General features: G+C 72.6%; 13 protein-coding genes. 7 read left to right on the top strand and 6 right to left on the bottom strand.

From position 1 onward, the window contains the following. The first annotated feature begins 83 nt into the window (after positions 1 to 83). Entirely contained in the window at positions 84 to 1,073 is a 990-nt protein-coding gene (locus ACFVTX_RS12755; RefSeq protein WP_386900629.1) for an ABC transporter substrate-binding protein, read from the top strand. A 102-nt stretch (positions 1,074 to 1,175) separates the two neighbouring features. On the opposite strand, the gene ACFVTX_RS12750 is transcribed toward ACFVTX_RS12755, so the two are convergent. Together ACFVTX_RS12750 and ACFVTX_RS12745 are read right to left on the bottom strand one after the other, a co-directional pair. Then, the gene (locus ACFVTX_RS12750; protein WP_386900628.1) at positions 1,176 to 1,847 is read right to left on the bottom strand and encodes a FadR/GntR family transcriptional regulator; all 672 of its coding nucleotides are present in this window, start codon (positions 1,845 to 1,847) and stop codon (positions 1,176 to 1,178) included. 31 nt (positions 1,848 to 1,878) lie between these two features. Then, the gene (locus ACFVTX_RS12745) at positions 1,879 to 3,459 is read right to left on the bottom strand and encodes a DNA-3-methyladenine glycosylase 2 family protein (RefSeq protein ID WP_386900626.1); all 1,581 of its coding nucleotides are present in this window, start codon (positions 3,457 to 3,459) and stop codon (positions 1,879 to 1,881) included. A gap of 74 nt (positions 3,460 to 3,533) precedes the next feature. On the opposite strand from ACFVTX_RS12745, the gene ACFVTX_RS12740 reads away from it, so the two are divergent. The 4 genes from ACFVTX_RS12740 to ACFVTX_RS12725 all read left to right on the top strand — a co-directional run bounded on the left by ACFVTX_RS12740 (position 3,534) and on the right by ACFVTX_RS12725 (position 7,551). Beyond that, positions 3,534 to 4,940 (top strand): FAD-binding oxidoreductase, encoded by a 1,407-nt coding sequence (locus ACFVTX_RS12740; RefSeq protein WP_386900624.1) that lies wholly within the window; start codon positions 3,534 to 3,536, stop codon positions 4,938 to 4,940. A gap of 9 nt (positions 4,941 to 4,949) precedes the next feature. Beyond that, a complete protein-coding gene (locus tag ACFVTX_RS12735; protein WP_386900622.1) occupies positions 4,950 to 6,122 on the top strand; it encodes a PrsW family intramembrane metalloprotease in 1,173 nt (390 codons plus the stop codon). Positions 6,123 to 6,307: 185 nt separating this feature from the next. Further along, a complete protein-coding gene (locus ACFVTX_RS12730) occupies positions 6,308 to 6,679 on the top strand; it encodes an FKBP-type peptidyl-prolyl cis-trans isomerase (RefSeq protein ID WP_157422654.1) in 372 nt (123 codons plus the stop codon). 140 nt (positions 6,680 to 6,819) lie between these two features. Further along, positions 6,820 to 7,551, top strand: a complete 732-nt coding sequence (locus tag ACFVTX_RS12725; RefSeq protein WP_386900620.1) for a lysoplasmalogenase — start codon at positions 6,820 to 6,822, stop codon at positions 7,549 to 7,551. Here the strand turns inward: ACFVTX_RS12725 and ACFVTX_RS12720 are convergent. Next, positions 7,436 to 7,762: a protealysin inhibitor emfourin gene (locus tag ACFVTX_RS12720; protein WP_386900618.1), complete on the bottom strand. Its 327-nt coding sequence runs from the start codon at positions 7,760 to 7,762 to the stop codon at positions 7,436 to 7,438. The two genes, ACFVTX_RS12725 and ACFVTX_RS12720, sit on opposite strands and share 116 nt — an antisense overlap. An 11-nt stretch (positions 7,763 to 7,773) precedes the next feature. Beyond that, positions 7,774 to 8,871 (bottom strand): M4 family metallopeptidase, encoded by a 1,098-nt coding sequence (locus ACFVTX_RS12715; RefSeq protein ID WP_386900616.1) that lies wholly within the window; start codon positions 8,869 to 8,871, stop codon positions 7,774 to 7,776. A 95-nt stretch (positions 8,872 to 8,966) separates the two neighbouring features. Between ACFVTX_RS12715 and ACFVTX_RS12710 the strand changes: the two genes are divergently transcribed. Beyond that, positions 8,967 to 9,857 carry a hypothetical protein gene (locus ACFVTX_RS12710; RefSeq protein WP_386900614.1) on the top strand — a complete coding sequence of 297 codons (891 nt, stop codon included), beginning with the start codon at positions 8,967 to 8,969 and terminating at the stop codon, positions 9,855 to 9,857. 3 nt (positions 9,858 to 9,860) lie between these two features. Then, the gene (locus ACFVTX_RS12705) at positions 9,861 to 10,706 is read left to right on the top strand and encodes a CPBP family intramembrane glutamic endopeptidase (protein ID WP_386900612.1); all 846 of its coding nucleotides are present in this window, start codon (positions 9,861 to 9,863) and stop codon (positions 10,704 to 10,706) included. Positions 10,707 to 10,723: 17 nt separating this feature from the next. On the opposite strand, the gene ACFVTX_RS12700 is transcribed toward ACFVTX_RS12705, so the two are convergent. Together ACFVTX_RS12700 and ACFVTX_RS12695 are read right to left on the bottom strand one after the other, a co-directional pair. Further along, complete coding sequence (locus ACFVTX_RS12700; RefSeq protein ID WP_386900610.1) at positions 10,724 to 11,116, bottom strand: DUF488 domain-containing protein; 393 nt, start codon at positions 11,114 to 11,116, stop codon at positions 10,724 to 10,726. 110 nt (positions 11,117 to 11,226) lie between these two features. After that, entirely contained in the window at positions 11,227 to 11,988 is a 762-nt protein-coding gene (locus ACFVTX_RS12695; RefSeq protein ID WP_386900608.1) for an SDR family NAD(P)-dependent oxidoreductase, read from the bottom strand. Positions 11,989 to 12,076: the final 88 nt, after the last annotated feature.

The following is a 12,076-nucleotide window of genomic DNA, read 5'->3' as shown; positions in this document are numbered from 1 at the left end:
TGCGCCCCGCCCAGCACCACATCGACCCAGCACCACCCCGTCCCCAACCAGCACCACCGCACCACCAACACCAAGGAGTGAGCATGTTCAAGAAGCGCACGATGGGCGCCGTCGTCGGCGCCGTCGCCGCGGCCCTCATCCTCGCCGGCTGCGCCAGCGACGGCGGAGACCAGGGCGCGGGCGGCGACTCGGGCGGCGACAAGCCGTACGTCGCCCTCGTCTCGAAGGGGTTCCAGCACCAGTTCTGGCAGGCCGTGAAGACGGGCGCCGAGCAGGCGGCCGAGGAGTTCGACGTCGAGATCACCTTCGAGGGCCCCGACACCGAGGCCGACGTCGACCAGCAGATCCAGATGCTGCAGACCGCGCTCGACAAGAGCCCGGCGGCGATCGGCTTCGCCGCGCTCGACAGCCAGGCCGCGGGCCCGCTGCTGCAGCAGGCGAAGGACGCGAACATCCCGGTGATCGCGTTCGACTCGGGCGTCGACAGCGACATCCCGCTGACGACCGCGGCGACCGACAACCTCGCCGCCGCCGCCGAGGCCGCGAAGCACATGGCCGACGCCGTGGGCCACGAGGGCAAGGTCGCCCTCGTCGTGCACGACCAGACCTCGGTGACCGGCCAGCAGCGTCGTGACGGCTTCGTCGACTACATGGAGGAGAACGAGCCGAACATCGAGATCGTCGACATCCAGTACGGCGGCGGCGACCAGGCGAAGTCGGCCGACCTCGCCAAGGCGATCCTCGCGGCGCACCCCGACCTCAAGGGCATCTACGGCTCGAACGAGGGCTCGGCGATCGGCGTCGTCCAGGCCGTCAAGGAGCTCGGCATGGACGCCTCGACGCTCGCCGTCGTCGGCTTCGACTCGGGCAAGGCCCAGATGGACGCGATCCGCGACGGGCTCATGACGGGCGCGATCACCCAGAACCCGATCGGCATCGGTTACGAGACGGTCAAGGCCGCGGTCGAGGCGATCGACGGCAAGAAGCTGCCGAAGACGATCGACACCGGCTTCTACTGGTACGACGCGACGAACATCGACGACGAGGAGATCCAGGCCGTCCTCTACGAGTGACGATCGGAGGTCTCGGGGGCGTCGGCTTCGGCCGGCGCCCCTTCGCCGTACCCGCCGACGGTGCCGCGGGCGGGTGCGGTCGGCGGTTCTGCGGTCAGCGGTTCAGAGCGCGGAACGCAGCCATTGCTCGACGCCGCTGACGTGCACGACGGTGAGCGCCGACGCGAGCTCGGCGTCGCCGGCCGCGATCGCGTCGAGGATGGCGTGATGCTCTTGGAGTGTGCGCTCGACCGCGCTCTCCTGCGTGATGCCGCGCCAGATGCGGGCACGCACCGTGTCGCTCGAGAGCGAGTCGATGAGGCTCGCGAGGTACCCGTTGCCGGTGGCGTCCGCGATGCCGCGGTGGAACTCGAGGTCGTGGTCGACGAGGCTCTCGACGTCGGCGGCATGGTCGACGCCCGCGACCGACTCGCGGAGGCGCTCGAGCTCGGCCTCGCCTGCATGGCGCGCCGCGAGCGATGCTGCGGCGGGCTCGAGGATGCGGCGGACGGCGAAGATCTCGAGCACCGACTGGTCGTCGTGCAGGTCGACGACGAATGACATGGCCTCGAGCAGCAGGCGCGGCTCGAGGCTCGTGACGTACGTGCCGTCGCCGCGCCGCACGTCGAGCACTCGGATGACTTCGAGCGCTTTGACCGCCTCGCGCAGCGAGGAGCGCGAGAGGCCCAGCCGCTCGCTCAGCTCCTTCTCGGGCGGGAGCCGGTCGCCCGGCGCCAGCTCGCCCGAGAGGATCATCTCTTTGATGCGCAGGATCGCTTCGTCGGTGACGGCCATTCCGGAATCGTATCGCGCGCCGGCCGAGACATCAGATCTTTGCGGCGGCGGCGCGCCAGAGGTGCATCGAGGCGTAGCTGCGCCACGGTGCCCAACGGGTGCCGAGCTCGTCGAGGGCGCGGGCGGCGCCCGGCAGCCCCGACCGTTCGGCGCCGATGCGCAGCGCGAGGTCGCCGGTGAGCAGCACGTCGGGGGCACGCGTGACCCGCATGGCGACGTACCCGGCCGTCCACGGGCCGATGCCCGGAACCGCGAGGAGTTCGCCGTGCAGCTCGTCGCGGTCGCGGTCGGCCGAGACGACGAGTTCGCCCGCCGCGAGCCGGCCCGCGACGTCGACGATCGTGCGGATGCGCGCGGCCGGGCCGCGGAGCGCCTCGTCGCCGCGTTCGGCGATCGCGGCGGCGGTCGGGAACAGGCGGAGGAGACCGCCGGCTGCGGCGCCGTGGCCCGCGGTCGGGCCCTGGCTCGCGCCGACGCCTGCGCCCGCGAGCGGTTCGCCGAGCTCGGCCGCGAGCCGCATGAGCGCGGTGCGCGCCGCCTTCACCGAGATCTGCTGCCCGATGAGCGCCCTGAACACGAGTTCGTGCGGGTCGAGCGCGCCGGGCACGCGGATGCCGGGGGTCGCCGCGACCGAGGCGGCGAGCGCCGGGTCGGCGCCGAGCAGCTCGTCGATCGCGACGGCGTCGGCGTCGAGGTCGAAGAGGCGTCGCACGCGCGCGACGAGCGGGGGGAGGTCGGCGAGGCTCGCGAGGCGCGCCTCGACGTCGATCGCGGGGGAGCGCGCATCGCCCGCGGGCGAGAACGCGACGACGGCGGGGCCCGACGGCAGTCGCAGCGTGCGGGCGTAGCGGGTGGGCGCGGCCTGTTCGACCCCGTCGATCGCGCGGGTGGCGAGCCAGTCGAACACCCCGGCCGCATCGAACGGGGCTCGGGCGGGCAGCCGCAGCCGCACGAGCCCGTCGCCCGCACCGGCGGCCGCGCCGTCTCCCGCGCCCGCCTGATCGCGTCGCTCGCGGTGTCGAGCCGCCGCCCGGAGTTCGAGCGGGCTGCGCTCGTACACCTCGCGGATCGTCTCGTTGAACTGGCGGATGCTGCCGAACCCCGAGGCGAAGGCGACGTCGGCCGCGGGCATCGCCGTGGAGGTGAGCAGGGCGCGCGCCGTCTGCGCCCGGTGCGCACGGGCGAGGGCGAGGGGGCCCGCCCCGAGCTCGGCGGTGAGCACGCGGGTGAGGTGGCGCGGCGTGTAGCCGAGGTGCGCCGCGAGCCCTGGCACGCCCTCGCGCTCGACGACGCCGTCGGCGATGAGCCGCATGGCGCGGGCGGCGAGGTCGTCGCGGAGGTCCCATTGGGGGGAGCCGGGCACCGCGTCGGGCAGGCAGCGCTTGCAGGCGCGGAGCCCCGCCTCGTGCGCGGCGGCCGCCGTGAGGTAGAAGCTCACGTTCGACGGCTTCGGCGACACCGCGGGGCAGCTCGGGCGGCAGTAGATGCCGGTCGAGTGCACGCCCGTGATGAACTGCCCGTCGAAGCGGGCGTCGCGGGCGCGCATGGCCCGGTAGCGCTCGGCGAACACGGGGTCGTCGAGCGGATCGGTTCGGAGCGTCGCGGTGGGCATGCCCTCAGCCTCGCACGCGCCGCCGACATCGACTAGCGGAAATCGGACGCGGCCCGCGTGGCTAGGGTGGAGGGATGTCGCACGATGTCGTCGCCCAACTGCACGCCGCCCTCGGGGCCTCCGTCTCGCTCGATGCCGAGACCCTCGAGGCGACCCGGGAAGACCGCTCGGGCTGGCGCAGCGCAACCCCGCCGCTCACGGTCGTGCACGCCGCCTCGGTCGAGGAGGTGCAGGCCGTCATGCGCATCGCCCACGCGAGCGGCACCCCGGTCGTGCCGCGCGGCGCCGGCACGGGCCTCGCGGGCGGCGCGATCGCGAGCCCGGGTTCGATCGTGCTCGACCTCTCGCGCATGAACCGCATCCTCGAGATCTCCGACGCCGACGAGCTCGCGGTCGTCGAGCCGGGCGTCATCAACGGCGACCTCAACGACGCGCTCGCCCCGCTCGGCCTCTGGTTCGCGCCCGACCCGGCGAGCCGGGCGATCGCCTCGGTCGGCGGCAACATCGCGACGAACGCCGGGGGGCTCCTCTGCGCGAAGTACGGCGTCACCCGCGAGGCGGTGCTCGGCGTCGCCGTCGTGCTCGCCGACGGGCGCCTGCTGCGCCTCGGCCACCGCACCGTCAAGGGCGTCACCGGCTACGACCTCACCGCGCTGTTCACGGGCTCGGAGGGCACGCTCGGCATCATCGTCGAGGCGACGGTGCGGGTGCGCCCGATCACCGCGGGCGCGCCCGTCACCGTCGCGGCATCCTTCGCCGACGTGACCGCCGCTGCGGCCGCGTGCGCCGCGGTCACCGCCGCGCGCATCCGACCCGCCATCCTCGAGCTCATGGACGCCGGCGTGGTCGCCCGCATCACCGCCTACCTCGGCGAGGAGGCGCTCGCCGGCACCCCGCTCGAGCAGGCGCAGCCCGGCGAGACCTTCCTCCTCGCGCAGACCGACGACGCCGGCGCCGCGGGCGAGGCGGCGAGCATCGCCGAGCTCTTCGCCGCGGCGGGCGGCCGCGTCACGCTCTCGACCGACGAGGCGACCGGCGAGCGGCTGCTCGACCTGCGTCGGGCGATGCACCCGGCGCTCGCCGCGAGCGGCCAGGTGCTCATCGAGGATGTCGCGGTGCCGCGCTCGAAGCTGCCCGAGATGTTCCACGCCATCGACGAGATCGCCGCGCGGCACGGCGTCGAGATCCCGACGATCGCGCACGCCGGCGACGGCAACCTGCACCCGAACTTCGTGTTCACGGGCGACGAGGTGCCGGCGTACATCTGGCAGGCCGCCGACGAGATGTTCCGCGCGGCGGTCGCCCTCGGCGGCACCCTCACGGGCGAGCACGGCGTGGGCGTGCTCAAGCGCCGCTGGCTCGCCGAGGAGCTCGGCGACGACGTGTTCGAGCTGCAGCGCGGCATCAAGGCGGTCTTCGACCCCACCGGGATCCTCAACCCCGGCGTGATGTTCGAGGCATCCGACGCGGCCGCTCGCTAGGCTGCACGCGTGAGCCACCTCGCCCCTGGGCCCTCCCCGTACCCGGTCGCCCCGCAGCCCGTCGCCGCCGCACCCGCCTGGGCCGCCCCCGTGCGCGCCCGCAGCGGCGGCAGCGTGTTCGCGATCGTCGGCATCGTCATCGGCGGTCTGGTGGGCCTCCTCGTCGTCGCGTACCTCGCGCTCGCGCTCGGCGCCTCGGTGCTCGTGATCGGCTCGATCCTCGCGTTCGTGCCGCTCGCGGGGGTGCTCCTCGCGGTGCGCTGGGTCGACCGGTGGGAGCCCGAGCCGCGCGGCGCGCTCTGGTTCGCGTTCCTCTGGGGCGCCGCGGTGTCGGTTGCGATCGCGCTCATCGTCGACCTCGGGGTCGAGCTCGCAGTGGCCTACTCGCAGCCCGGCGGCGCGACCGACGAGTTCGTGCGCACCGTCGTGCAGGCGCCCATCGTCGAAGAGACCGCGAAGGGCCTCGGCGTCCTGCTCATCTACACCTTCGCGCGCTGGCAGTTCGACGGCCCCCTCGACGGGCTCGTGTACGCGGCGGTCGTCGCCGCGGGCTTCGCGTTCACCGAGAACATCATCTACTTCGGCTCCTCGCTCATCGAGGGCGGCGCCGAGAGCCTCGGGGCGACGTTCGTGATCCGCGGCATCTTCTCGCCGTTCGCGCACGTGCTGTTCACGGCGTGCACCGGTCTCGCGATCGGGCTCGGCGCCCGTCGCGGCGGCGGCGGGGGAGTGATCGGCTGGTTCTTCCTCGGCCTCGCGGGCGCGATCGCGCTGCACGCGCTGTGGAACGGCTCGCTCGGCTTCGGCGAGGACGCGATCGGGCTCTACGTCACCGTGCAGGTGCCGATCTTCGTCGCCGCGATCCTGCTCACCCTCTATCTGCGCCGTGAAGAGGTGCGGGTCACCCGCCGACGGCTCGCCGAGTACGCGGGGGCCGGCTGGTTCAGCCACGCCGAGGTCGAACTGCTCGCGACGCCCGCGGGTCGCCGCCAGGCGAAGGCGTGGGCGCGCATGCAGGCACCCCCGCGCACGGCGCTCATGAAGCGATTGATCGCGGATGCCACGCACCTGGCCTTCATCCGCCAGCGCATCGCGACCGGGCAGGGCGGCGCGCTCGCCGCCGCCGACGAGCAGGCGCTGCTCGCGTCGATCGTCGCCGAGCGCCACGCGCTGCTCGGCTGACCTGCCGCGTTCACGCGGCGGACAGGAAGAAATCCGCCGCCCTGTGGTGTGGCACTGCCGACATCTCTACGGGGCGACGGATCTCTTAGATCTCCAGCGTGCAACGTGTTCGCCTGTAGCGCAAGACCACCGTGGACATCCGTCCGCGATTGCGACGACGGCGTCGGTTCTGCTCAACTGGAGGCATGACCGATACGAACAGCAAGCCCGAGATCGACGCCCCCGAGGGCCCCGCTCCCGCCGACCTCATCATCGAGGACATCGTCGTGGGCGACGGCGCCGAGGCGACCGCCGGCTCCACGGTCGACGTGCACTACCTCGGTGTCGAGTACGACAGCGGCGAGGAGTTCGACTCCTCGTGGGGTCGCGGCCAGTCGATCAACTTCCCGCTCGCGGCGCTCATCTCCGGTTGGCAGGAGGGCATCCCCGGCATGAAGGTCGGCGGCCGCCGCAAGCTCACCGTGCCCCCGCACAAGGCCTACGGCCCCGCGGGCGGCGGACACCAGCTCTCGGGCAAGACCCTGATCTTCGTGATCGACCTGCTCGGCGTCAGCTGACCCGACCCCGATTCACCGAGAAGGCCGGTGGGCGTGCGCCCGCCGGCCTTCGTCGTACCCGGCCGCTCGTACCCGGCCGCTCGTGCCCGGCGGCGCCTCGTACCCGGCGCCGGGCGCACGCGCTGGGCTACGATTCGGGGGTGCTGCCCGCCTTCGCCCCGTACCTCCTCGTCTCGCTGCTCCACCTCGTGCTGCAGTACCTCGGCCCCGCGTGGAGCGTCACCGCGACGAAGGCGATGCTCATGCCGCTCCTCGCACTCGCGGTGCTGCTCGCGGTGAGGCCCGCGCGCTCGCAGCCCGCCGCGGTTCCGGGCCGGCTCCTCGCCCTGCTCCTCGGCGGCATCGCCTTCTCCTGGGGCGGGGACGTGCTGCTCACCTTCCCGGGCGACGGCTGGTTCGCGGCCGGGCTGGTCTCCTTCCTCGTCGCGCACGTCGTCTACCTCGTGCTGTTCCTCCGGATGCCCCGTGCCCGCCGCCGGCCGCCGGCCTGGTCGTACGTCTACTGGGCCTGGATGATCGTCGTGCTCGGCCTGCTGCTGCCGCACGCCGGCGTGCTCGCAGCACCCATCGTGCTCTACGGCGTCGCGATCGCGCTGATGGCGACGGGCGCCTCGATGCACGGCGGACTGGTCGCGCTCGGCGGCGCGTTCTTCATCGCCTCCGACTCGGTGCTCGCGCTCGGCAAGTTCCTGCCTGGCTACGAGTTCGCCGCGCACGACTTCGCGGTCATGTCGACCTATCTCGCGGCGCAGGGCCTCATCGCGTGGGGCGTCGTGGTGAAGCTGCGGGCGGCCCGGTCGGTCGAGGCGGGCTCCGATGCGGATCGGTCGTCTCCTGCACCCGCTCGACGAGCTGACGCCACGGGCCGGTGAGCTGACGCTCGGCGAGGGTCGCCTCGTTCGGCGGGCACTCGATGCGGTAGACGAAGCGGTCGGGCTCGGGCGGCGCGGGCGGCAGTTCGCCCCACGGGATCTCTTCGATGAGGAGGTACCACTCGTCGGGGTCGGGTTGCTCGTCGACCCGCACCTCCCAGATGAGGCGCAAGCCGGCGAGACCGCCGCTGCGCTGCACGATGACTTCCATCGCGGCAGATGCTACTCCGCTGCGGCGCCGCCCGCCTGCCCGCCGGTCTCTTCGCCGAGCACGCCGACCTCGCGCCAGCCGTTCACGACGGCCCGCGCTTCGCGGGAGCCGGCCCCGAACCGCGCCTCGGCGCTCTGCACGGTGTCGGCCGCGAACTCGGCGAAGGTGGCGTCGCGGCTGAGCCGCCCCGAGGTGAGCGTGTCGTACCAGATGCGGCCCACGCCCTCCCAGGCGAATCCGTCGAGCTCGCGTGCGGCGAGTGCGAACGCCCGGTTCGGGATGCCCGAGTTGAGGTGCACGCCGCCGTTGTCGTCGGTCGTGTCGATGTAGTCGCGCATGTGCCCGGGCTGCGGGTCGCGGCCGAGCACGTCGTCGTCGTAGGCGGTGCCGGGCTCGATCATCGAGCGGAGCGCCCGCCCCTCGACCTCGTCGGTGAAGATGCCCTCGCCGATGAGCCAGGTCGCGGCCCCGGCGTCCTGCCCCAACGCGTACTGCTCGACGAGTGCGCCGAACGCGTCGGAGACGTGCTCGTTCAGCGCACCCGACTGCCCCTGGTAGCGGAGACCTGCGGTGTGCTCGGTGACGCCGTGCGCGAGCTCGTGCCCGATGACGCTCAGCGACCCGGTGAACCCGCGGAAGACCTCGCCGTCGCCGTCGCCGAAGACCATGCGCTCGCCGTCCCAGAAAGCGTTGTCGTAGCGCCTGCCGAAGTGCACGGTCGCTTCGAGCGGCATGCCGGCGCCGTCGATCGAGTCGCGGCCGAAGACGCGATCGAAGAGGCGGTGCGTGTCGCCCAGGCCGTCGTAGGCCTCGTCGACCGACTCGTCGCCCGTCGCCGGTTCGCCCTCACGGCGCACGAGGCGCCCGGGCAGGGTCTCGCGGCCGCCGGCGTCGGAGATGCGGCGGTCGGGCGTCGACGGCGCGTCGGGCAGCACTGTCGGGAGGTCGTCGTCGAACGGCGCGGGCACCACGGGCGGTGCACCGCGGAGCGCCCGCCGCGGGGCGTCGTGCAGCAGCGAGCGCCGGGCCGCGGCGGCGGCGAGGGGGAAGCGATCGGCGCCGGCGTCGGCGATGCGATCGAGCAGGTAGGGCGGGACGATCTGCGACATGCCTCGATGGTGGCACCTGCCGACGACATCGTCGAGACCCCGCCCGCGCGTCGGGCCGAGCGTGCCGTGCCGGTCTGCCCGATTAGGCTGTTCGCGTGACCGCCGCGCCCTTCCTCGCCCTCCTGCTCGACGTCGACGGCCCCATCGCGAGCCCGATCACCCGATCGATCGCGATCCCGTCGATCGCCCGCGACCTCGTCGCGCTCGCGAACGCCGGCAACCCCGTCGTCTTCAACACCGGTCGCTCAGACGCGTTCATCGCCGCCGAGGTCGTGCCGCCGCTCGTCGCCGCGGGGCTTGCGCCGGGCGCACCCGTCTGGGCGATCTGCGAGAAGGGCGCCGTCTGGGCCGAGGTCACGACCGAGGGGCTCGGCGAGGTCTTCGTCGACCTCGAGCTCGCCATGCCCGCCGACTTCGCGGCCGACATGCGCGCCTACGTCGAGGCGCACTTCGACGAGTTCGCGTTCTTCGACGACACGAAGCGGGCCATGGTCTCCGTCGAGCAGCACGTGCACGTGGCATCCGACGCGTACCTCGCGGCGCAGCCGCGCTTCGACGCGCACGCGCACGACGCGCTCGGTGCGCGCGGCTTCGGCACGGTGCGCGAGGGCGACGAGCGGCCGGATGCCGCGGGGCTCGTGCAGTGGCGCATCGACCCGACCATCATCTCGACCGACGTCGAATCGGTCAGGCTCGGCAAAGACCTGGGGGCGGCGCGCGCCGTCGAGCTGCTCGAGGCCCGTGGCATCCGGCCGATGCACTGGCGCACGATGGGCGACTCGCGCGGCGACTACCGCATGGCCGACTGGCTGCACGAGCGCGGCGAGCGGGTGCGGCACGTCGACGTGCGCCCGGCCGAGGGCATCCCCGTGACGGCGTACCCGGTGCTCACCGCGGGCGAGCTCATCCACGACGAGGCGGGCGCCGTGTTCCTCGATCGCTGGGTGCGCGCGGCCGAGCGCGGCGAACTCGGCGACGACGAGTAGCCCATGGACGACGGGGTCGCGACGGACGACGGAGCCGCGCTGCGGAGGCATCCGATCGCCCTGCTCCCGGCGCTGCTCGTCTGCGGCGCCGCGGTGCTCTTCTTCGGCTTCATGGTGCCGATCGCGGGCTACGCGATGCTCGCCGCCGGGCTCGTCATCGCCTGGCTGTGCGACCGCTCCGGACGCACCGAGCGACTGCTCGCCGACCTCGCGCTCATCGCGATCGGGCAGCTCATCATCTCGACGGCGCCGCTCAAGGCCGACCTCAGCGACGCCGGCATGCTGCGCTTCACGGTCGTGCTCGGGCTCGCGGTGCTCGTGCCGTTCCTCATCTCGCGATTCGTGTACCGCGAGCGGACGATCCGCTTCCCGTGGCGAACCCGCAAGCGGTGGACCAGGACGCAGTGGCTCTACCTGATCTTCGTGACCCTCGCGGGCTGGCTCATCCTGCCGTACTACTTCATCAGCTCGGGCGTCTACCAGAACTGGCCCACCGTCACCGAGCCCGACACGATCGCCCGGCTCTTCGTCGGGGTCGCCGCGGTCGGAACGTGGGACGAACTGTTCTTCATCTGCACCGTGTTCGTGCTGCTGCGCCGCCACTTCCCGTCGTGGCAGGCGAACCTGCTGCAGTCGATCGTGTTCGTCTCGTTCCTCTGGGAGCTCGGCTACCAGTCGTGGGGTCCGTTGCTCACGATCCCGTTCGCGCTCATCCAGGGATACACGTTCAAGCTCACGAAGTCGCTCGGCTACGTGTTCACGGTGCACATGCTCTTCGACGCGGTGGTGTTCGCCGTCATCGTGTACGCCCACACGGGGTGGCCGGCGATCTTCCTGCTCGCGCCGTAGGGTCTCGGGACGCTTCGCTACTCGACCGGCGGGGCGGTGGCGGCGACGGATGCCCCGTGCTCGCCGAGCCAGGCGAGCAGCACGGCGGCGTGGTTGCTGTGCTCGTCGCGGGCGCCGTAGAGGAGCGTCACCCGGTCGTGCTCCCTGCCGAGCGCGAGGAGCGCCTCGGCCGCAGGACTCTCGTCGAGCTCGGCGCGGTAGCGGGCGGCGAACCCGTCGAAGGCAGCCGCACGGTCGGCGGCATGGTGCCATTCGGTGCGGAGCTCGGGGGAGGGGGCGACCTCCTTGTCCCAGAGGTCGAGCTCGGCGCGCTCCCGGCTCACGCCGCGCGGCCACAGCCGGTCGACGAGCACCCGGAATCCGTCGCCCGCCTCGGCGGGCTCGTACACGCGTTTGATGACGAAGGGCATGGCTCCAGTCTTGCGGGCGCCGGGCGATGAAACAACGGATGCCCCGTGCGCGGGGAACACGCACGGGGCATCCGGTCATCGATCGATGACCTTCGCGATGATCACGACGATCAGATCGCCGACCACCCGCCGTCGGAGGCGAGCACGACGCCCGACACGTTCGCCGAGTCGTCGGAGAGGAGCCACGTGATCGCGGCCGCGAGCTGCTCGGGCTCGGCGGGCGTGAGCCCGAACGCGCCGAGCAGCGGGCCGAGCACCTGGCCTGCGTGCTGCGACTTGAACGGGGCCTCGATGTTCGTCTTCACGCCGCCGGGGGCGACGGCGTTCACGCGGATGCCGGAGCCCGCGTACATCACCGAGGTGTTCTTCGTGAAGCCGACGACGGCGTGCTTCGAGGTCGTGTACGCCGCGCCCGCCGAGGCGCCGCGCAGGCCCGCCTCGCTCGTCACGTTGACGATCGAGCCCGAGCCCTGCTCGAGCATCTTCGGCAGCGCCGCGCGGGTGAGGCGCATGACGGCGGTGACGTTGACGTTCAGGACACGCTCCCAGGTGGCGTCGTCGACCTCGGCGGCGGGCAGGAAGCCGTCCATGATGCCGGCGACGTTCGCGAGCACGTCGATCCGGTCGCCCGCGGCGGCGACGAGCGCCTGCACGTTCTCCTCGACGGTGATGTCGCCGGCGACGGCGACGAGGTCGAGCTCGGGGTGGGCGGCGACGAGCGCGTCGAGGCGTTCAGCCGAGACGTCCGCGGCGATGACGCGGGCGCCTTCGGAGGCGAGGCGCACGGCGGTCGCGAGGCCGATGCCCGAGCCGGCGCCCGTCACGATCGCGGTCTTGCCGTCGAAGCGTCCGGGGGTGATGGAGGTGTTCATTGCTGCTCCTCAGGGTTGGATGATTCAGTTATAACACTGAGTGCCATAAAATCTGCCGAGAGTTCTCGCGAGCGCGCTCGCGAGAGAA

This window comes from Agromyces sp. NPDC058136 (assembly GCF_042884375.1).
GTDB lineage: Bacteria > Actinomycetota > Actinomycetes > Actinomycetales > Microbacteriaceae > Agromyces.
This window is presented reverse-complemented; position numbering and strand designations above follow the sequence as displayed.

Excerpts from the sequence above, each read along its gene's own strand:
- ACFVTX_RS12755 (WP_386900629.1), top strand. The coding sequence starts at position 84 with ATGTTCAAGAAGCGCACGATGGGCGCCGTCGTCGGCGCCGTCGCCGCG.
- ACFVTX_RS12750 (WP_386900628.1), bottom strand. The coding sequence starts at position 1,847 with ATGGCCGTCACCGACGAAGCGATCCTGCGCATCAAAGAGATGATCCTC.
- ACFVTX_RS12745 (WP_386900626.1), bottom strand. The coding sequence starts at position 3,459 with ATGCCCACCGCGACGCTCCGAACCGATCCGCTCGACGACCCCGTGTTC.
- ACFVTX_RS12740 (WP_386900624.1), top strand. The coding sequence starts at position 3,534 with ATGTCGCACGATGTCGTCGCCCAACTGCACGCCGCCCTCGGGGCCTCC.
- ACFVTX_RS12730 (WP_157422654.1), top strand. The coding sequence starts at position 6,308 with ATGACCGATACGAACAGCAAGCCCGAGATCGACGCCCCCGAGGGCCCC.
- ACFVTX_RS12720 (WP_386900618.1), bottom strand. The coding sequence starts at position 7,762 with ATGGAAGTCATCGTGCAGCGCAGCGGCGGTCTCGCCGGCTTGCGCCTC.
- ACFVTX_RS12715 (WP_386900616.1), bottom strand. The coding sequence starts at position 8,871 with ATGTCGCAGATCGTCCCGCCCTACCTGCTCGATCGCATCGCCGACGCC.
- ACFVTX_RS12705 (WP_386900612.1), top strand. The coding sequence starts at position 9,861 with ATGGACGACGGGGTCGCGACGGACGACGGAGCCGCGCTGCGGAGGCAT.
- ACFVTX_RS12700 (WP_386900610.1), bottom strand. The coding sequence starts at position 11,116 with ATGCCCTTCGTCATCAAACGCGTGTACGAGCCCGCCGAGGCGGGCGAC.
- ACFVTX_RS12695 (WP_386900608.1), bottom strand. The coding sequence starts at position 11,988 with ATGAACACCTCCATCACCCCCGGACGCTTCGACGGCAAGACCGCGATC.